At 65.5% G+C, this 18,592-nt stretch carries 15 protein-coding genes; 8 read left to right on the forward strand and 7 right to left on the reverse strand.

Annotated elements, in window-relative coordinates; genetic code table 11:
- Positions 1-56: 56 nt before the first annotated feature.
- From AC1VVM_RS00440 to AC1VVM_RS00450, 3 genes are all read right to left on the reverse strand, one after another.
- Positions 57-1,847 carry an acyl-CoA dehydrogenase C-terminal domain-containing protein gene (locus tag AC1VVM_RS00440; RefSeq protein ID WP_482904811.1) on the reverse strand — a complete coding sequence of 597 codons (1,791 nt, stop codon included), beginning with the start codon at positions 1,845-1,847 and terminating at the stop codon, positions 57-59.
- Positions 1,848-2,079: 232 nt separating this feature from the next.
- Entirely contained in the window at positions 2,080-4,410 is a 2,331-nt protein-coding gene (locus AC1VVM_RS00445) for a 3-hydroxyacyl-CoA dehydrogenase/enoyl-CoA hydratase family protein (protein ID WP_482904812.1), read from the reverse strand.
- Positions 4,407-5,543: a thiolase family protein gene (locus tag AC1VVM_RS00450; RefSeq protein ID WP_482904813.1), complete on the reverse strand. Its 1,137-nt coding sequence runs from the start codon at positions 5,541-5,543 to the stop codon at positions 4,407-4,409. The genes AC1VVM_RS00445 and AC1VVM_RS00450 overlap by 4 nt, the downstream gene beginning before the upstream one ends.
- 188 nt (positions 5,544-5,731) lie before the next feature.
- On the opposite strand from AC1VVM_RS00450, the gene AC1VVM_RS00455 reads away from it, so the two are divergent.
- The 5 genes from AC1VVM_RS00455 to AC1VVM_RS00475 all read left to right on the forward strand — a co-directional run bounded on the left by AC1VVM_RS00455 (position 5,732) and on the right by AC1VVM_RS00475 (position 10,621).
- Positions 5,732-6,178, forward strand: coding sequence for a DUF2147 domain-containing protein (locus tag AC1VVM_RS00455; protein WP_132387097.1), 447 nt, complete (start codon positions 5,732-5,734; stop codon positions 6,176-6,178).
- A gap of 88 nt (positions 6,179-6,266) precedes the next feature.
- On the forward strand, positions 6,267-7,565 hold the full coding sequence (locus tag AC1VVM_RS00460; protein ID WP_482904815.1) for an OmpP1/FadL family transporter: 1,299 nt from the start codon (positions 6,267-6,269) through the stop codon (positions 7,563-7,565).
- 86 nt (positions 7,566-7,651) lie between these two features.
- Positions 7,652-9,298: a long-chain-fatty-acid--CoA ligase gene (locus AC1VVM_RS00465; RefSeq protein ID WP_482905126.1), complete on the forward strand. Its 1,647-nt coding sequence runs from the start codon at positions 7,652-7,654 to the stop codon at positions 9,296-9,298.
- 80 nt (positions 9,299-9,378) lie between these two features.
- Positions 9,379-9,774 carry a MerR family transcriptional regulator gene (locus AC1VVM_RS00470; RefSeq protein WP_132387487.1) on the forward strand — a complete coding sequence of 132 codons (396 nt, stop codon included), beginning with the start codon at positions 9,379-9,381 and terminating at the stop codon, positions 9,772-9,774.
- Positions 9,767-10,621, forward strand: coding sequence for an acyl-CoA thioesterase (locus AC1VVM_RS00475; RefSeq protein ID WP_132387101.1), 855 nt, complete (start codon positions 9,767-9,769; stop codon positions 10,619-10,621). Before AC1VVM_RS00470 ends, AC1VVM_RS00475 begins: the two co-directional genes overlap by 8 nt.
- A 128-nt stretch (positions 10,622-10,749) precedes the next feature.
- Here the strand turns inward: AC1VVM_RS00475 and AC1VVM_RS00480 are convergent, their stop codons facing one another.
- Positions 10,750-11,910, reverse strand: a complete 1,161-nt coding sequence (locus AC1VVM_RS00480) for an isovaleryl-CoA dehydrogenase (RefSeq protein WP_482955587.1) — start codon at positions 11,908-11,910, stop codon at positions 10,750-10,752.
- Positions 11,911-12,023: 113 nt separating this feature from the next.
- Between AC1VVM_RS00480 and AC1VVM_RS00485 the strand changes: the two genes are divergently transcribed.
- From AC1VVM_RS00485 to AC1VVM_RS00495, 3 genes are all read left to right on the forward strand, one after another.
- On the forward strand, positions 12,024-12,923 hold the full coding sequence (locus tag AC1VVM_RS00485; protein WP_482904817.1) for a LysR family transcriptional regulator: 900 nt from the start codon (positions 12,024-12,026) through the stop codon (positions 12,921-12,923).
- A gap of 247 nt (positions 12,924-13,170) precedes the next feature.
- Positions 13,171-14,091 carry a LysR family transcriptional regulator gene (locus AC1VVM_RS00490; protein ID WP_482904818.1) on the forward strand — a complete coding sequence of 307 codons (921 nt, stop codon included), beginning with the start codon at positions 13,171-13,173 and terminating at the stop codon, positions 14,089-14,091.
- An 85-nt stretch (positions 14,092-14,176) separates the two neighbouring features.
- The gene (locus AC1VVM_RS00495) at positions 14,177-14,710 is read left to right on the forward strand and encodes a phosphoribosyltransferase (RefSeq protein WP_482904819.1); all 534 of its coding nucleotides are present in this window, start codon (positions 14,177-14,179) and stop codon (positions 14,708-14,710) included.
- A gap of 194 nt (positions 14,711-14,904) precedes the next feature.
- Here the strand turns inward: AC1VVM_RS00495 and AC1VVM_RS00500 are convergent, their stop codons facing one another.
- Genes AC1VVM_RS00500 through AC1VVM_RS00510 form a run of 3 tightly spaced genes read right to left on the reverse strand, consistent with a single transcriptional unit; the run spans position 14,905 to position 18,565 of the window.
- Positions 14,905-15,921: an adenosine deaminase gene (locus AC1VVM_RS00500; RefSeq protein ID WP_482955588.1), complete on the reverse strand. Its 1,017-nt coding sequence runs from the start codon at positions 15,919-15,921 to the stop codon at positions 14,905-14,907.
- Positions 15,918-17,201: a guanine deaminase gene (gene guaD / locus AC1VVM_RS00505; RefSeq protein ID WP_482904821.1), complete on the reverse strand. Its 1,284-nt coding sequence runs from the start codon at positions 17,199-17,201 to the stop codon at positions 15,918-15,920. The genes AC1VVM_RS00500 and guaD overlap by 4 nt, the downstream gene beginning before the upstream one ends.
- Positions 17,201-18,565 (reverse strand): NCS2 family permease, encoded by a 1,365-nt coding sequence (locus AC1VVM_RS00510; protein ID WP_482904822.1) that lies wholly within the window; start codon positions 18,563-18,565, stop codon positions 17,201-17,203. The genes guaD and AC1VVM_RS00510 overlap by 1 nt, the downstream gene beginning before the upstream one ends.
- Positions 18,566-18,592 lie beyond the last annotated feature (27 nt).

Raw genomic sequence — 18,592 nt, forward strand, 5'->3', positions numbered from 1 at the left:
CCGCGGCAACCAAAATTTCAGGCGAAATTTCCGACAGCCACCGGGCCTGACCTGAATCAGAACATTTCGACTTCCAGCGCCATCATCGAAGCCTTGCCCGACTTGATCGCCAGGAACGCTGCCGTCGCCTGCGGCAGCAGACGGTCGAAGAAGAACCGGGCGGTCGCGATCTTGGCGGTGTAGAACGCCGCATCCTCGGCGCCTTCGTCCAGCCTGGCCTTGGCGATCAGCGCCGCCTTGGCGAAGCAGTAGCCCATGGCGACAAGCCCCAGCAGGCGCAAGTAGTCGGTCGCGGCGGCGCCGGCTTCCTCGGGGTCCTTCATGCCCTTCTGGGCAATCGTGCCGGTCGAAAGCTGGAGCGCGCCGAAGGCCTTTTCCAGCCCTTCGATCATCTTGCCGAAAGTCTCGTCCGCCTTGTTCGCCTCGATGAAGTCCGAAACGGGGTGGAAGAACGAGCGCAGGTAACGACCGGCATGCGCGGGCATCTTGCGGCCGACAAGGTCGAGCGCCTGAATGCCGTTGGTGCCTTCGTAGATCATGGCGATGCGGGCATCGCGCACGTACTGTTCCACGCCACTTTCGGCGATGTAGCCGTGGCCGCCGTAGACCTGCACGGCCAGGTTCGCGCTTTCATAGGCGCAGTCCGTGAACAGGGCCTTCACCACCGGGGTCATCAGCGCGATGAAGTCTTCCGCGCGGGCCTTCACGGCCGGATCGGTCGAATGCTTTTCGGCATCGAGCGCGCGGCTGACCCAGCCGCCGATGGCACGGCTGCCTTCGTTGTAGGCGCGCGCGGTCATCAGCATGCGGCGCACGTCGGGGTGGACGATGATCGGATCGGCCGGGCCCTTGGGGTTCTTCACGCCCGAAAGCGAGCGGCCCTGCAAGCGGTCCTTGGCGTACCACACGGCCGACTGATAGGCCGCTTCACCCACGCCAAGACCCTGAATGCCCACCGAAACGCGTTCGGTGTTCATCATCTTGAACATGGCTTCCATGCCCTTGCCCGCCGTGCCGACCAGCCAGCCGGTCGATTCGTCGAAGTTGAGCTGGCAGGTGGCCGAGGCCTTGAGGCCCATCTTGTGCTCGATCGCCGCGACCGAAACGCCGTTGGACGGACCGGGCGTGCCGTCTTCCTTGGACAGGTACTTCGGCACCAGGAACAGGCTGATCCCCTTCACGCCTTCCGGCGCATCGGGAAGCCGTGCGAGGACGAGGTGGATGATGTTCTCGGTCAGGTCGTGCTCGCCCGCCGAGATGAAGATCTTGGCGCCGGAGATCTTGTAGCTGTCATCGCCCTGAGGCACCGCCTTGGTGCGCAGCATGCCGAGGTCGGTGCCGCAATGCGGTTCGGTAAGGCACATCGTGCCCGACCAGGTGCCCTCGACCATCTTGGGCAGGTAGGCCTGCTTCAGTTCTTCGCTGGCATAGCCCTCGATCGCGGTAGTCGCGCCGTGGGTGAGGCCGGGGTAGAGGCTGAACGACAGGTTGGAGGAGCAGATCATCTCCTCGGTCAGCTTGTTCAGCGCTTCAGGGAGCCCCTGCCCGCCCCATTCGGGATCGGACGCCAGCGCGCACCAGCCGCCTTCGCGGAACATCTCGTAGGCTTCCTTGAAGCCTGCGGGGGTGCGGACCACGCCGTTTTCGAGCGTGCAGCCCTCGATGTCGCCGCTGCGGTTCAGCGGCAGCAGGACTTCCTGCGCCACCTTGGCGGCCTCTTCCAGCACCGCGTCGACAAGGTCGGGGGTGAATTCGGCCAGGGCTTCGAGATTGCCGAAGCCGTCATCGTTGTGGAGTTCGTGGAGCACGAACTTCATGTCGCGCAGGGGCGCTTCGTAGACTTGCATGTCACTCTCCTCGCGGGTCGAGAGTTGAACTCGCCTGATCCCATCCGGCGTCCCAACGCACCTTCCACTTCGTCTTTGCGAGCGGAGCGAAGCAATCCAGGGCGGCTTGCGACGCCGCTGGATTGCCGCGCGGCTTCGCCGCTCGCAATGACGAGAGAAGGGACGATGGAAGGAGGATGGGATGATGAGTCACGCTCTCGGCCCGGTTTTCCTTTGTATCAGTTACGCAGCATCAGTTGCGAAGGGGCTTGCCGGTTTCGAGCATGTGCTCGACGCGGGCCACCGAACGGCCATCGCGCAGACGGCCCATGAAGGCATCGCGTTCCAGCTTGAGCAGTTCGCCCTCGCTCACCGTGTCGACGAGGTCGAACTCGTCGCCGCCCGTCAGCACATCGGCCAGCACGCCGGAGACGACCACGTCGTAGTCGGTCGCCATGCCGCGCTTGTGGAAGCCCTCGACAGCCAGACCAAGCGCGGTGCGGCCACCGGCACCGGGCAGCTTGAACTCGGGCGCTTCGGGCGGGGTATAGCCTTCCACCAGCGACAGCGCCTTCTGCTTGGCGTCGTAGAGCAGGCGATCGCGGTTCATCGAGATGCCGTCATCCTTGCGCAGGATCATCATCTCGCGCGCCTGCTGGGCAGACTTGGAGACTTGCGCGGTCGAGACCATCTCGAACACCTTGGCCACCGCCGGCATCGGGCCCTTGGGCATGCCCGGTGCCTTGCGCCAGCGGTCGAGCATCTCGCCATTGCCGCCCCAGCCCGGAACGAGGCCGACGCCGCATTCCACAAGGCCGCAGTAGAGTTCGGCATAGGCCTGAATCGCGTCGCAGTGCAGCAGGATCTCGCAGCCGCCGCCCAGCGCCATGCCGGCGGGCGCGCCGACGACGGGGAACGGGGCATACTTCAGGCCCTTGTAGGCGAGCTGGCCACCGGCAACGAGCTTCTCGATCTCGCCCCACGCCGCGATGTTCACCGCGAAGAGCGCGAGGCCAAGGTTGGCACCGGCCGAGAAGGTATCGGCATCGTTGTAGACGACGAGCGCCTTGTACTGCGCCGCCACCAGCGGAATGGCCTGCCCGATCAGCTTCATGACTTCGCCGTCGAGCGCGTTCATCTTGCCGGTGAATTCAAGGCAGACGACGCCGTCGCCGATATCCCAGAGCGCCGCCGAAGCGTTCTTGAGGATCGGCTTGGACGAAAGCTTCACGTCGGCAAGCCGCATCACGCCTTCGGGGCGAACGATGTCGCGGTATTCACCATCGAGGCCGAGGAACTGGCGCTTGCCGTTTTCGATCCGGTAGAACGTGCGGTCACCCGCCACGGTCAGGATTTCCGGCACGGCCTTGCCTTCGGCGGCGAGGCGTTCGGCAAGGTACTTGGCGCCCAGCTTGTCGATCATCTCGAACGGGCCGGCCTTCCAGTTGTAGCCCAGCTTCATCGCGTCATCGACGGCAACCACGTCATCGGCGGCCGAGGGCACGAGGCTGGCGGCATAGGCCAGCGTGGCACCGAGCACGGCCCATGCGTAAGCGCCGATCTCACCCTTGCTTTCGACCAGCGCCTTGAGATCACCACGCGAAGCCGCGCCGCGCGGGCCCTGTGCGGTAATGGTCGGACGGTATTCGCCGGTCTGGAGGTCGATGGCTTCCTTGCGGCGACCGGCCTCCTTATTGAGGCGGTAGAACCCGCCCTTGCCCTTGCGGCCGGTGTAGCCTTCGCCGATCATCTTGTTGATCAGCGGAATGTCGCGGGCGATGCCGTGATAGAGGTCGCCAGCCGGCAGCGTCGAGGTGAGGCTGGCCTGCAAGTGCGGCATCAGATCGATGCCGACCAGATCGACAAGGCCGAAGATGCCGGTCTTGGGCACACCCATCGGCTTTCCGGCAATGGCGTCGGCCAGTTCGACGGTGATGCCCATGTCGAACGCGGCGTTGAGGCCAAGCTGGATCCAGTAGGTGCCGATACGGTTGGCGATGAAGCCCGGCGTATCCTTGGCCGTGACCACCGTCTTGCCCAGCGAAATGTCGGCGAACTGCTCGACCTTGGCGGCGACGGCAGCGTCGGTCGCCGGGCCGGTGACGATCTCCAGCAAGCGCATGTAGCGCGGCGGGTTGAAGAAGTGGGTGATCAGGAAGTCGCGCTTGAACGCGTCCGAACGCCCTTCGACCAGATTGGCAAGCGGGATCGTCGAAGTGTTTGACGAAACGGCGGTGCCGTCGCGCTTCACCGCTTCCAGCTTGGCGTAGAGGCCCTGCTTGATGTCCAGACGCTCGATCACCGCCTCGATCACCCAGTCGCACTCGGCAACTTTGTCGAGGTGGTCTTCGATATTGCCGGTCTCGACCAGCTTGGCGGCCGACTTGCTCATGAACGGCGCAGGCTCGGTCTTGAGCATCTTCGCCACCGCGCCCTCGGCCACCACGTTACGATTGGTGGCATCCTTGGGTACGATGTCGAGCAGCAGCACCGGCACGCCGGCATTGGCGACCTGAGCCGCGATCCCGGCACCCATGGTGCCGGCGCCGATCACGCAAACTTTCTTGATAATGGTGTCGCTCATTCCACCGACTCCAGGATCGTGGCGATGCCCTGACCGCCGCCGATGCACTGGCTGGCGAGTGCATACTTGCCGCCTTCGCGCTTCAGCAGCGAGGCCGCCTTGCCGACGATGCGCGCGCCGGTGGCGCCCAGCGGGTGGCCGATCGCGATCGCGCCGCCGTCGATGTTCACCTTGGCCACGTCGAGGCCGAGGTCCTTGATGCAGGCCAGTGCCTGCGAAGCGAAGGCTTCGTTCAGTTCCACCACGTCGAGATCGCCGGCAGCGATGCCCGCGCGCTCAAGCGCCTTCTGGCTGGAGAGGATCGGGCCAAGGCCCATGGTTTCCGGCGCACAGCCCGAAATCGCCACCGACTTGATGCGGGCGAGGATCGGCAAGCCGTGGGCGCGGGCATATTCCTCGGTGGTGACGAGCACGGCGCTGGCGCCGTCGGTCAGCGGCGAGGAAGTACCGGCGGTAACCGAGCCGGCCGCGTCGAACGCGGGCTTGAGACCAGCGAGCGCTTCGGCGGTGGTGTCGCCGCGAATGGTGCCGTCTTCGCTGACGACGCCGCCCTTGGTCTGGATCGGCACGATCTCATCGGTCAGCTTGCCGGCGTCACGCGCGGCGGCGGCCTTGTGCTGGCTGGAGACGGCAAGCGCTTCCTGATCGGCGCGCGAAATCTGGTACTTGGTGGCGACGTTCTCGGCCGTCTCGCCCATCGACATGTAGGCGGCGCTCTTCGCTGCCAGCGCCGGATTGGGCAGCGGGTTGAAGCCCATCATCGGCACGCGGCTCATCGATTCGACGCCCGCGCAGACGAAGACTTCGCCCGCGCCGATGGCGATCTGGCCCATGGCGTAGTGGATCGAGCTCATCGACGAACCGCAGAAACGGTTCACGGTCATGCCGCCGACCGTGATCGGCAGGTCCGCCAGCAACGCCACGAGGCGCGCGATGTTGAAGCCCTGCTCGCCTTCGGGGAATGCGCAGCCGACGACAACGTCTTCGATATCAGCCGATTCGACGCCGGTCTTGGTGATGAGCCCGCGAATCACCTGCGCGGCAAGGTCGTCGGGACGAACACGGGCCAGCGCGCCCTTGTTGGCCAGATGGAAGGGCGAGCGGGCGTAACCCGCGATCACGACACTTTTCATGCACTCTCTCCGTCGGAGCTCGACCGCTCCCCACCTGTCGGAGAGCGTCACCGTTCTTCCCTAAGGGTGCAATTCTTTCCCTATACGTCAAGCAAATTTTCGGTTACGTCTTCGGAACACCCCACCCTAAGGGCACACGCCCCAAGGTGCAGAAGGTGCCCGTTGGAGAGATGATGGAAAGGTCGCTCATGAGACTTTGGAAACCCGTGGGGGTGGCTTTGGTTGCCGCCGTCATTCCGGCAATTCTCGGTGTTAATCCGGCATTTGCGGCCAGCGCCGACCAGGTCGTCGGCAAGTGGCTCACGCCTTCCAAGCACGGCGTAATCGAACTCAGCCGCTGCGGCGAATCGCTCTGCGGACATGTCGTCGATTCGGACGGCGTCAGGGCCAATCCCGACATTCGCGATGTGAACAACAAGGACGCCTCGCTGCGCAGCCGCAAGATCAAGGGCTTGCAGATGGTCGGCGGCTTCAAGCGCCAGGGCGAGGAGTGGGTCGAAGGCCAGATCTACAATCCCGAAGACGGCGGCACCTACAAGGCCACGATCACCCCGGTCGACGCCAACACGCTCAAGCTGAAGGGCTGCATCGTCTGGCCGCTGTGCAAGACGCAGACGTGGAAGCGTATTCCCTAAACGGGACAGGTCCTGTCCCGCACTCCCCCTGATGCGCGACGGACAATTCGATAAAGTTCAGGGAAAAGAGAAGTAAGGGAGATAAAAAATGAAAAAGATTACGGGCCGTATCCTGCTGGCTGGCACTGCTTCGGCCATGGCGCTCGGTGCAGCCGGGGCCGCCCATGCGCAGGCCTTCTACCTTCAGGAACAGTCGGTGCGCGCACAAGGCCGCGCTTTCTCGGGTGAAGCTGCCGATACCGGCGTCGATTCGCTCTGGTGGAACCCGGCAGCCATCGGCGGCCTCGAAGGCGGCCAGGCATCGGTGCACGCCAGCGTAATCCTGCCCAAGGGCAAGGTCGTCGATGACGGCACGGCGATCGTCCGTCCGGGCCAGGCGCCCGCCTCGGTCGGCGGCAATCCGGTGGCCAAGAACCCGATCAACAACGGCGTGCTGCCCTCGGGCTCGATCGCCTATGGCTTCGGCAAGGTCGCCTTCGGCCTGACCGTGACTTCGCCCTACTCGTTCACCACCGACTATGCTTCGGACAGCTGGGCGCGCTATTCGGCCGACAAGACCAAGCTGCGCACCATCGACATCCAGCCGAGCATCGCTTTCCAGCCGGTAGAAGGCCTCTACGTCGGCGCGGCGGCGAACGTCGAGCATGTGGACGCCACCCTTGGCAACTACCTGCCCAACCTTCTGGCAACGCTGCCGGACGGTCATCAGCAGCTCAAGGGCAGCGGCTGGGATGTGGGCTGGTCGGTCGGCGCCCAGTACCACAACGGCCCCGCCTCGATCGGCGTCGCCTACAAGTCTGCCATCAAGCACAAGCTTGACGGTTCGCTGACCATCGACGGCCTGCTTGGTCCGCTGGCCGGCCAGAACATGTCGCTCGACACCACGGCGGAATTCACCACCCCGTGGCAGGCGATCATGTCGGCCCGCGTGAAGGCCACCAAGCAGCTGACGCTGAACGCGCAGGTCGTGGCTTACGGCTGGAGCAAGTTCAACGCCATCCAGCTCGGCGCCCCGGTCAACACCTCCATCCCCGAGAACTACAAGGACGGCTTCTCGTACGCCTTCGGCGCCGATTACGACGTGAACGCGAAGTGGACGGTGCGCGGCGGTGTCCAGTACGGTGAAACCCCGACCAGCAGCGGCGACCGCGATGCCCGCGTGCCGGACAGCAACCGCTGGAACTTCTCGGCCGGTACCACCTACAACATGACCAGCAAGATCGCGATCGATGCGGCCGCCTCGTACATCTCGTTCAAGGACGCCCCCATCAACCGCATCACGGCGGCTTATGTCGGCACGCCGGTACAGACCCCGGTCATCACCAACGGTTCGCTTCAGGACGCCTACGCGATGGTCTTCTCGCTGGGCGCACGCGTGAGCTTCTAATGAGCACAGCGGCGACGATTGACGACAACTCCCCCGTGAATGGAGGTATTTTGGAAACTCCCCTCTCCTCCCATGTCGCGGATGAAATGCCGCCGATCTCGCCGCGCTTGCTTACCGATCTGCTGGACCACGCCGTGGAAGCCCACGGCGCCTGGCCGGCGATCGACTTCATGGGCCGCAAGTGGTCCTATGCCGAAGTCGGAGACCTCGCGCGGCGCGCCGCGCGGGGCCTTCAGGACCTTGGCGTCGTAAAGGGCACCCGCGTCGGCCTCTGCCTGCCGAACACGCCCTATTACGTAGTCTGTTACTTCGCGATCCTGCGCATCGGCGGCATCGTGGTGAACTTCAACCCGCTCTACACCGAGCGCGAGATGGCGCATCTGGTGAAGGATTCGGGCGCCGAGATCATCATCGCCTCCGACCTTGCGCTCTCGCTGCCCAAGATCGAGCCGCTGGTCGGCTCCACCAGCTGCGGCGGCGCGCTGAAGCGCGTGGTGGTCTGCCCGATCGCCGATGCCCTGCCCAAGCTGAAGGGCCGCGCCTATCGCCTGCTCAAGCGCAAGGACATCGCGCATGAGCCGCACGATTTGCGCTTCATTCGCTTTGCCGACCTGATCGCGCGTAATGCCGATCCCGAACCGGTCGAGCGCTCGCCTTCCGACCTTGCCGTGCTCCAGTACACCGGCGGCACCACCGGCGTGCCCAAGGGCGCGATGCTGACGCATGCGAACCTCGCCGCCAATTCGGCGCAGATGGTCGCCCACGTCGGCCACATGCCCGAACAGCAGGAGCGCACGCTGGGCGTCCTACCGCTGTTCCATGTCTTCGCGCTGACGACGGTGCTCAACTACTCGGTCGACACTTCGGCCGAGATGATCCTGCTTCCGCGCTTCGAGATGAAGTCGTTCCTGGCCACTGCCAAGCGCACGCGGCCCACGCAGTTCTTCGGCGTGCCCACGCTCTATACCGCGCTCAACAACCAGACGCTGCACGGCGAATTCGACGAAGTGCGGGTCTGCATTTCGGGCGGCGCGCCGCTGCCGCTGGAAGTGCGCCAGAAGTTCGAACAGCGTACCGGCGTGCGCGTGGTCGAGGGGTACGGCCTGTCCGAAGCCTCTCCGATCATCGCCTGCAATCCGCTTGAAGGGCTGGTCAAGAACAACTCCTGCGGCCCGGCCTTCCCGGGCACCACGCTGGAAATCCGCGACCCCGACAATACCCACCGCCTGATGCCGCAGGGCGAGCGCGGCGAAGTCTGCGCGCGCGGCCCGCAAATCATGACCGGATACTGGAACCGCCCCGAGGAATCGGAAAAGACCTTCATCTTCGGCGCCCTGCGCACCGGCGACATCGGCTATCTGGACGAGGACGGCTATCTGTTCCTGGTGGACCGCATCAAGGACATGATCCTGTGCGGCGGCTACAACGTCTATCCCCGCGTGATCGAGGATGCGCTTTATGAGCATCCGCTGGTGCACGAGGCCATCGTCATCGGCGTTCCCGATGCCTATCGCGGGCAGAGCCCCAAGGCCTTCGTGGCGCTTCATTCGGGCGACGTGCTGGACGAGGCAACGCTGATGGCGTTCCTCAAGGACAGGCTCAACAAGATCGAGATGCCCAGCGCCATCGAATTCCGCGACAGCCTGCCCAAGACGCTGGTCGGCAAGCTGTCCAAGAAGGAACTGGTCGAGGAAGAAGCCGCCAAGCGCGCCGCCGGGGGGCCGGCTGCGTGAACGGGGCGGGGGCAGCCATCGACGGAGACGGGCCGCAGGCGGAAGGTGGGCCGCAGGCGGAAGCGGGCCAGAACGCGGACATGGTCGGCATTCAGGAAGCCGCCACCCAGCTTGGCGTGACCATGCGGACCTTGCGCTTCTATGAAGACAAGGGCCTGATCGCGCCGACCCGCGTCGGCACCACGCGCATCTATTCCAAGCGCGAGATGGGCCGCATGCAATTGATCCTGCGCGGCAAGCGGCTGGGTTTCTCGATCCGCGAGATCAAGGAATTCCTGGACCTCTACGATGTCGATCCCGAGCATCAGGAGCAGGTGCGCCAGCTCCTTGCCCGCATTCGCGACCGGATCGACGAACTGCGCAAGCAGAGCATCGCCATCGAGCAGACCTTGCAGGAACTGCTCTCGATCGAACACCAGTCGCTCCTTTGGCTCAAGGGTACGCCGGGCAATCCGCTGGGCGGCGCCCATGACTGAGGGGCAAACCGCGGTAGCGGCACTGCGCGATCTGCTGAGCGTCGAGGAAATCGATACCGGCATCTTCCGGGGCGCTGCCGTGGCCGAACAGCCGGGCCGCGTCTATGGCGGGCAAGTCGTCGCGCAAGCGCTGGCCGCTGCCGCAAGGGGAATCGATCCCGAACGGCAGGCCCATTCGCTCCACGCCTATTTCCTGCGCGCGGGCGATGCCGGGCGGCCGATCATCTACCGCGTGCTGCCCGATTTCGACGGCAACAGCTTTTCCAACCGCCGCGTCGTGGCCATGCAGGGCGGCAAGCCGATCCTGAATCTGGCCGCCTCGTTCCACCGGCCCGAAGAGGGGCTGTCCCATGCCGTGCCGATGCCGGACGTGCCCGCGCCCGAACAGTGCCCGGACTTCCGCACCGCGCTTACCGCCGCCGGGCAAAAGCTGCCCGCTTTCCTGCTGGAGCGGCTCGCCGCATTCGATATCCGGCCTTGCCCTCCGGTCCCGCAGGGCGGCCTGCCGCACCGCTGCCAGTGGTTCCGGTTGGCCGCGCCGCTGGGCGATGACGCCGTGATGCAGCGCGTGGTGCTGGCCTATGCCAGCGACTTCGCGCTGATCTCCACCGCGCTGATGCCGCACGGGATGGGCTTCTTCTCGCCCGGCGTGTCCGGCGCCAGCCTCGACCATGCGATCTGGTTCCACCAGACCCCGCCGATCGACGACTGGCTGCTCTATGCGATGGACAGCCCCTGGTCCGGCCACGCCCGCGGCTTCGCGCGCGGCGCGATCTACTCGCGCGACGGGACATTGGTGGCCAGCGTGGCGCAGGAAGGCCTGCTGCGGGTCAAGCCGCAGGACTAATACAGCGAACCCGTCGCCCCCGCGAAGGCAGGGGCCCCGCTTCCTTGCAAGGGGGGCTGGATGGAAACGAGGTCCCCACTTGCGCAGGGACGACGGGTAGCTCGCTCGGGGCTCAGGCCCCTATTACCTCAGGCCCGGATCAACTCTCGGCCGATCAGCATGCGGCGGATTTCGTTCGTGCCCGCGCCGATATCGAGCAGCTTGGCATCGCGCAGATAGCGCTCGACCGGCCAGTCCTTGGTATAGCCCGCACCGCCCAGCGCCTGCACCGCCTCGCCCGAGACGCGGAAAGCGTTCTCGCTGGCGAGCAGGATCGCCCCCGCCGCGTCGAAACGCGTGGTCTGCCCGGCATCGCAAGCGCGGGCCACGGCATAGACATAGGCCCGCGCCGATTGCAGCGCGACGTACATGTCCGCCACTTTCGCCTGCATCAGCTGGAACGTGCCGATGGCAGTGCCGAACTGCCGGCGCTCACGCACATAGGGGATCACGGTGTCGAGGCAGGCCTGCATGATGCCGATCTGAAGCCCCGCCAGCACCACGCGCTCGTAGTCGAGGCCGCTCATCAGCACTTTCACGCCGCCGTTCAGCGGGCCCATCACGTTCTCTGCGGGCACGAAGCAGTCGTCGAACACCAGCTCGCAGGTGGGCGAGCCGCGCATGCCCATCTTGTCGATCTTCTGGCCGATGGAGAAACCGGGCATGTCCTTCTCGATCAGGAAGGCGGTGATGCCTTTCGATCCGGCCTCGGCATCGGTCTTGGCGTAGACCACCAGCACTTCGGCATACGTGCCATTGGTGATCCAGAACTTGGTGCCATTGAGGCGGAAACCGCCCTCCACCGCGTCGGCGCGCAGCTTCATGCTGACAACGTCCGACCCGGCGCCGACTTCGGACATGGCCAGACTGCCGACATGCTCGCCCGAGATCAGCTTCGGCAGATACTTCGCCTTCTGCGCGTCATTGCCCCAACGGCGGATCTGATTGACGCAAAGGTTCGAATGCGCGCCGTAGGACAGGCCGACCGAGGCCGAAGCCCGGCTGACTTCCTCCACCGCGATCACATGTTCCAGATAGCCAAGCCCGGTGCCGCCCCACTCTTCCTCGACCGTCAGCCCGTGCAGGCCCAGTTCGCCCATGACAGGCCAGAGTTCGCGCGGAAACCAGTCCTCGGCATCCACTTTGGCGGCGAGCGGCGCGATCTGTTCGTCTGCGAAGCGGGCAACGCTTTCGCGGATCATATCGGCGCTTTCGCCCAGTGCGAAATCGAAGTCGGGGGTGGCCTTCATCTCGTCTTCCCAAAAATTCCACGGCGCGTCGGTGCGGCCTTTGCGCGCAAATTACCGGAAGGTCCTGATGCAAACAAATTGAAACTTACAGGCACATTGAATAGATTTTACCAATGATAAAGCGCGCCCATATCCGGCACTTTCTGGCCGTTGCCGATTCGGGCAGCTTCAAGCAGGCGGCCGCGCGGCTGCACGTCACCCAGCCGACCGTCTCCACCAGCATCGCCGAACTGGAGCGTCTGGTCGGCTCCGCCCTCTTCGTGCGCGACCGGCGCCATGTGCGCCTGACCGAGCCGGGCGGCGCCTTCCTGCCCATCGCCCGCGATCTCGAATCCGGCTTCCGCCGCGCCGACCAGTTCGCCAAATCTTCGCAGCACCCCGAGCAGCAGTGGCCCGAACTCAAGCTCGGCGTGATCCCCACCGTCTCCGGCCCGATGCTGCAAGCGATCGCGGCGGAACTGGCGCGGGACTATGGCGTGGAACTGGTGGAGGGAGACGACCACGAATTGCGCGGCCAACTCGCCAGCGGGAAAATCCAGCTCGCCCTCACCCTGCTGGGCCAGACAGAGAGCGGCCCGGAAATCGTGCCGCTGCTGGAAGAACCCTATGTGATGGTGATGGCCGGAAACCATCCGCTGGCCGAAACCGCCGAAGTCGCCGCCGAGGAACTTGCCAGCGAGATCATGATCGCCCGCCGCTCGTGCGAGGCCCTGCAGCGCACCAGCCGCTTCTTCACCGATGCCGGCGTGCGCCCCCGCTTCGCGCTGCGCAGCGAGAACGAGGACCGCTGCCTGCGCATGGTCGCGGCGGGGCTTGGTATCACGGTGGCGCCGCGCTCGCTGGCCCCGGAAGGGACAGCGACGGCCGAAGTGAGGAATTTCGGCCTGACACGGCGCCTGGGTTTCATCTGCGCGCCGTTCCATCCCGGCAACGCGGACGAAGCGAAAAGGCTAACAACGATCCTGGAGACGATCGTCGTCGGCCATCACTCCCGGCAGGAAATCACCAATTAAATCCGAGCCATGATCCCGCCCCCGCAATGGGGCGCCTTCCCCAGTCCGGGTGTTGGGAAACCCTTGTGGAAATTGCGCCCCCGATCCAACAGCCCACCAGTCCGCCCTCCCGAAAGCGCGAAAATCCGCGCATTTTCGGGAGGGCGTCCGTGCCGCTCCTGTTGCTTCCCATTGCGTAAGGGCTTGACTCACTGCCAGCAAACGCAATGATTTCCACGCAGCGTTGCAAAAATTAGAGCGGGTACCGATGCCGGCATTTTCGCGGTTTCTCCGATATTTCATGGCGGTCGGCCGGCTCGGCTCGATCCGCAAGGCGGCGGACGAGTTGAACGTCTCCGCCTCCGCCATCGACCGGCAGATCCTCAATGTGGAGGCCGAACTCGGCCTGCCGCTGTTCGAACGCCTGCCCACCGGGCTCCGGCTGACGGCGGCGGGCGAGATGATGATGGCATCGGGCGGTCAATGGCAGCACGACATGGCCAGCCTGCGCGCCCGGATCGAGGATTTGCGCGGGCTCAAGCGCGGGCATGTCGACATCGCTGTGATCGACGCGCTGGCCAAGGGCTACGTCCCGGACATGATCCACGCAGTCCAGCAGCGCTATCCCGGCATTACCGTGGGCGTCAGAGTGCTGGGCAACGACAAGGTCCGCCGCGCCATCGCCGAGGGCGAGGTGGACTTCGGCATCCTGTTCGAGCCGCATTCCTACCGCGACCTCACGGTGCGCGCTTTTGTCGAAGTGGTGCCCGGCTTCCTGACGCCGCCGGGGCATCCGCTGGGCGAGAAGGCAGAGGCACGCTTTTCGGTCTGCGCGGGCGAACCGCTGATCGCGCCCGCCGAGCCGCTGGCGGTGTGCCAGCAGCTTGCCGTGCTGGAAGGCGCCACCGGCGTCACGCCTGACCGCAAGATCACCAGCGACAATATCCAGATCATCACCTCGCTGGTCATGCGCGGGGCGGGTCTGGGTGTGCTCACCTCGCTCGATGTCGCCACCGAGGTACGGCGCGGGCTGCTGCAATTCACCCGCATTTCCGACCCCTTGCTGCGGCCGATGACGCTGGCGCTGTGCACCGCCACCGCGCGCACGCCGTCGCATGCGGCCGCGCTGGTGCTGGGCGAGATCGAGAACGGTTTCGCCGATCTGGGCTACGCCGCCGCCGCGAAATAGGGTGCTCGATTGCCCCCGATTGCCCATCGCGCGCGAACCCGATAGTCGGCATAACCAATTCTCTTTTCCGCCAGGATCGAAAGTCATGTCCGACCCCAACGAGCCCCAGCTCCACTTCCTCGAATATTACGAGGACTTCCTCGCCAAGGTACGCCTGCTGGCGCGCAAGGTGCGGGAGGGCGACTGGAAGCCCGACTTCGTGATCGGCGTCGGTCGCGGCGGGCTGGTTCCGGCGGTCTATCTTTCGCACCAGCTGGACCTGCCGATGCTCTCGATCGACCATTCGGCCAAAGTGCCGGGCTTTGCCGACGAACTGCTCGCCAAAGTCGCGGCCATGAGCGCGGCAGGCACGCGCCTGTTGTTCATCGACGACATCAACGATTCCGGCGGCACCATCGAGTACATTCGCGGCCTGCTCGCCAGCAATGGCAGCATGCCGGACAACTTGCGCTTCGCGGTCCTCATCAACAACCAGCGCTCCAAGGTCGAGGTGGACCTGTGGGTCGACGTGATCGACCGCGCCGAGGACAAGCGCTGGTTCGTGTTCCCGTGGGAATCCGTGGGCACGCGCGATTCGATCATGGAAGAGGCGCGCTCGGTTCCCGATCGGCTGGCCTGAGGGATAGCGCGAGTTCCGGATACAAACCCCCGTCGTCCCCGCGAAGGCGGGGACCCCGCTTTTCTTGGCGGGCGGGGTGAAAAGGAAGCGGGGCCCCCGCCTTCGCGGGGGCGACGGAATGTGTTTTGCAAGCTTGGTGTTTGGCCTGCATGACAAAGGTCCGACGCGTCGCCGTCAGCGTGTTCCGGTAAAACTCAGTCCTGCGCCGCCATATAGGCATCGATCCGGTCGAGGTGCGCCGCCACCGCCTCAGCCGGCAGGAACGAGCCGGTGAAGCTGTTGCGCGCCAGTGTCGCCAGCGCCTCCCGGTCCAATCCGCGCGCTGTGGCGACGGCGCGGTAATTGTCCGCCACATAGCCGCCGAAATAGGCCGGATCGTCCGAATTGATCGTGGCCTTCAGGCCATGCGCCAGCATCGCGTCGATCGGGTGATCCGCCAGATCCGCCACCACGCAGAGCTTGTGGTTGGACAGCGGACAGACCGTCAGCGTCATCTCCTCACGCACCAGCCGGGCGATCAGCGCGGGATCTTCCAGCGCGCGGTTGCCATGGTCGATGCGGTGGACGCCCAGCAGGTCAAGCGCCTGATGGACATATTCCGGCGGGCCCTCCTCGCCCGCGTGGGCGGTGATCCTGAGGCCCTTATCCCGCGCAGCGGCAAAGACGCGGGCGAAATTTTCCGGCGGGTGCCCCACTTCGGAAGAGTCGAGCCCAACCGCCGCAATGCGGTCCAGCCACGGCTCCGCCTCGGCCAGCGTCGCGAAGGCCGCCGCTTCCGGCAAGTGGCGCAGGAACGAGAGGATCAGGCTGCTGGTCAGGCCGAACCGCGCCTCGGCCGCGGCCATGGCGGAGAGCAGGCCCTCGATCACTTCGGCAAAGGCCACACCGCGATCGGTGTGGGTCTGCGGATCGAACATGATCTCGGCATGGACCACCCCGTCCGCCGCCGCGCGGGCGAAGTAGGCCATGGCCAGATCGTGGAAATCCTGCCGCGTCAGCAGCACTGCGGCCCCGGCGTAATAGATGTCGAGGAAGTCCTGAAGGTTCGTGAAATCGTAAGCCGCCCGCACCTCTTCCACGCTGGCGAAGGGGATCGACACGCCGTTGCGCGCGGCCAGCGCGAACATCAGTTCGGGCTCAAGACTGCCCTCGATGTGGAGGTGCAATTCGGCCTTGGGCAGGCCGGCGATGAAAGTGTCGAGGTCGGTCATGGCGTGTCCCGGTTCCAGGCGCATTGGCCCAGCAGATAAGTGCGCGCGACGGCGCGGTCGTCGCCCAGCACCTGCAATGCGAAAAGCCGCGTCGCAAAGTCCGCGCCTTGCGTCCGCCGTGCCAGCAGCGGTGTCGCCTGCGGATCGAGCACCACGAAATCGGCCTCCTGCCCCACTTCGAGGCTGCCCACGCGGTCATCGATGTGTAGCAGCGCGGCGCTGCCCGCCGTCGCCAGCCACAGCGCCCGGAACGGGTCCAGCGCCATGCCCTTCATCAGCGCGGCCTGATAGGCGATCCCCTGTGTGTGCAGCAGCGAAAAGGTCGTGCCCGCGCCCACATCGGTACCAAGGCCGAGCCGCACGCCGTGCCGGTCCGCCTGCCCGAAATCGAAGAAGCCGGACCCGAGGAACAGGTTGGACGCGGGGCAGACGGCAATGCCCGCCCCGCTCTCGTGCAAGCGGCGGCAGGCCCGATCCGGCAAGTGGACGCCATGCGCGAAGACCGACCGGCCGGTGACGAGACCGAAACGGTCGTAGGCGTCGAGATAGTCCGCCGCCTCGGTAAACCGCGCCGCCACTTCGGCGCACTCGCGCAGGTTTTCGGCAAGATGGGTGTGCATCAGCACCTCGGGATGCTCGGCAAGCAACGCGCCCGCATCCGCCAGTTGCGCGTCGGTCGAAGCCAGTGCGAAACGCGGCGTCACCGCGTAGCCCAGCCGCCCGCGACCGCGCCAGCGGCGGATCAGCGCCTCGCTGGCCGCGCGGCCCGAGGCGAGCGTGTCGTTCAGCCCCTCCGGCCCAAGGTCCATCAGCACTTTGCCCGAGATCACCCGCATGTTCCGTTCGAGCGCGGCTTCGAACAGGGCATCGACCGACTGCTCGTGCACCGTCGGGTAGACCAGCGCGCTGGTGGTGCCGTTCTTCAGCAGTTCGTCAAGGAAGAAGGCCGCCACGGCATCGGCATGGGCCTTGCTGGCGAAAGCCTTTTCGGCAGGGAAGATGTGCCGTTCCAGCCAGTCCAGCAACTGCTCGCCGTGCGAGGCGATGCGGTCCGTCTGCGGGTAGTGGATGTGGGAATCGACGAAGCCGGGCACCACGAGGCCAGGCAAGGTCTCCACCGGGACATCGGCATGGCGCCCGGCCAGTTCGGCATAGGCGCCGCGCGCGATGACCACGCCGTTCTCGACCACCAGCAACCCGTCGGCCTCATGACGGACGGCTTCGGGATCGCTGCGCGGGTCTCGGGAAACGGAGAGGAATTCGCCGCGAAAGGCCCGCATCAGGTGGCACCCATCCAGACGAAGCGGGCCACGAACAGCACTGCCAGCAGAAGCAGGAACCAGTCCTTCTTCTCGACCGTCCCGCGCACGATCTTCAGCGCGGCATGGGCGGTGATGCCGAAAGCGAGGCCGTTGGCGATCGAGAACGTGAACGGGATCATCGCCACCGTCAGGAAAGCGGGAAGCGCCGCCAGCGGGTCTTCCCACTTCACTTCGGTCAGCGGCAGCAGCATCAACCCGCCGACGATAATGAGCGCCGGGGCCGTCGCCGCCAGCGGGATCAGCTGCGCATAAGGCGCCACGAACATGGTCGCCAGGAACAGCAGGCCGGTGACGACGGCGGTCAGCCCGGTGCGCCCGCCCGCCTGCACGCCCGCCGCGCTCTCGACATAGCTAGTGACGGTGCTGGTGCCCGCCAGCGAGCCGACGATGGTGGCCGTGGCATCGGTGATGAGGATGCGGTTGAGGCGCGGGATACGGCCCTCGCTGTCCATCAGCCCGGCGCGCTTGGTGACGGCGACGAGCGTGCCGATATTGTCGAACAGATCCACGAACAGGAACACGAAGAGGATTTCCATCAGGCCCAGCCCGTGGCTGCCGCCCAGCCCGAACACGCCTGCAAGGTCCAGCTTGAACGCGGTGCCGGTCAGCGCCGCCAGCGAATAGGGCTCGGGCGAGACCGAGACCATGCCGAAGAGCCAGGCGACCACGGTGGTCGCCAGAATGCCGATCAGCATGGCCCCGCGCACGTTCCACACGCTGAGCGCTCCGATCAGCAGGAGGCCGAACATCGCCAGCGCCGCGCCGGGGGCCCTGAGATCGCCCAGCGCCACGAACGTTGCCGGATTGGCCACGACGATCCCGGCGTCCTTGAAGCCGATAAAGCCGATGAACAGGCCGATCCCGCCCGCCACCGCCGCGAACAGGTATTGCGGGATCGAGGCGACGATCAACTGGCGCACCCCGGTCAAGGTCAGCACGAGGAAGGCGACGCCCGAGACGAACACGCAGCCCAGCGCGACCTGCCAGGGCACGCCCATCTGCTGCACCACGGTAAAGCTGAAATAGGCGTTGAGCCCCATGCCGGGCGCCAGCGCCAGCGGAGTATTGGCCACGAAGCCCATAAGGATCGACGCGAAAGCCGCCGCAAAGCACGTGGCCGCAGCGACCGAGGCCACCGGCATTCCCGCCGTGCCAAGGATCGCCGGATTGACCAGCACGATATAGGCCATGGTGAGGAATGTGGTCACACCCGCCAGCACTTCGGTACGGGCAGTGGTGCCGCGCGCGCTCAGCGTGAACCAGCGTTCCAGCGGGCCCCGTGGTCCGTCGGGCGTTTCTATCGTCGTAGTGCTCTCGCTCACGCGTCTGCCCCTTGCGGCGGCCCGGTT

It is taken from the genome of Novosphingobium sp. BL-S-33, assembly GCF_056857025.1.

What these genes read in the sequence shown, in the direction of transcription:
- AC1VVM_RS00500 (WP_482955588.1), bottom strand. Translation starts at nt 15,921, where the DNA reads ATGACCGACCTCGACACTTTCATCGCCGGCCTGCCCAAGGCCGAATTG.
- AC1VVM_RS00480 (WP_482955587.1), bottom strand. Translation starts at nt 11,910, where the DNA reads ATGAAGGCCACCCCCGACTTCGATTTCGCACTGGGCGAAAGCGCCGAT.
- AC1VVM_RS00490 (WP_482904818.1), top strand. Translation starts at nt 13,171, where the DNA reads ATGCCGGCATTTTCGCGGTTTCTCCGATATTTCATGGCGGTCGGCCGG.
- guaD (WP_482904821.1), bottom strand. Translation starts at nt 17,201, where the DNA reads ATGCGGGCCTTTCGCGGCGAATTCCTCTCCGTTTCCCGAGACCCGCGC.
- AC1VVM_RS00485 (WP_482904817.1), top strand. Translation starts at nt 12,024, where the DNA reads ATGATAAAGCGCGCCCATATCCGGCACTTTCTGGCCGTTGCCGATTCG.
- AC1VVM_RS00465 (WP_482905126.1), top strand. Translation starts at nt 7,652, where the DNA reads ATGCCGCCGATCTCGCCGCGCTTGCTTACCGATCTGCTGGACCACGCC.
- AC1VVM_RS00475 (WP_132387101.1), top strand. Translation starts at nt 9,767, where the DNA reads ATGACTGAGGGGCAAACCGCGGTAGCGGCACTGCGCGATCTGCTGAGC.
- AC1VVM_RS00445 (WP_482904812.1), bottom strand. Translation starts at nt 4,410, where the DNA reads ATGAGCGACACCATTATCAAGAAAGTTTGCGTGATCGGCGCCGGCACC.
- AC1VVM_RS00495 (WP_482904819.1), top strand. Translation starts at nt 14,177, where the DNA reads ATGTCCGACCCCAACGAGCCCCAGCTCCACTTCCTCGAATATTACGAG.
- AC1VVM_RS00450 (WP_482904813.1), bottom strand. Translation starts at nt 5,543, where the DNA reads ATGAAAAGTGTCGTGATCGCGGGTTACGCCCGCTCGCCCTTCCATCTG.
- AC1VVM_RS00455 (WP_132387097.1), top strand. Translation starts at nt 5,732, where the DNA reads ATGAGACTTTGGAAACCCGTGGGGGTGGCTTTGGTTGCCGCCGTCATT.
- AC1VVM_RS00460 (WP_482904815.1), top strand. Translation starts at nt 6,267, where the DNA reads ATGAAAAAGATTACGGGCCGTATCCTGCTGGCTGGCACTGCTTCGGCC.
- AC1VVM_RS00470 (WP_132387487.1), top strand. Translation starts at nt 9,379, where the DNA reads ATGGTCGGCATTCAGGAAGCCGCCACCCAGCTTGGCGTGACCATGCGG.
- AC1VVM_RS00440 (WP_482904811.1), bottom strand. Translation starts at nt 1,847, where the DNA reads ATGCAAGTCTACGAAGCGCCCCTGCGCGACATGAAGTTCGTGCTCCAC.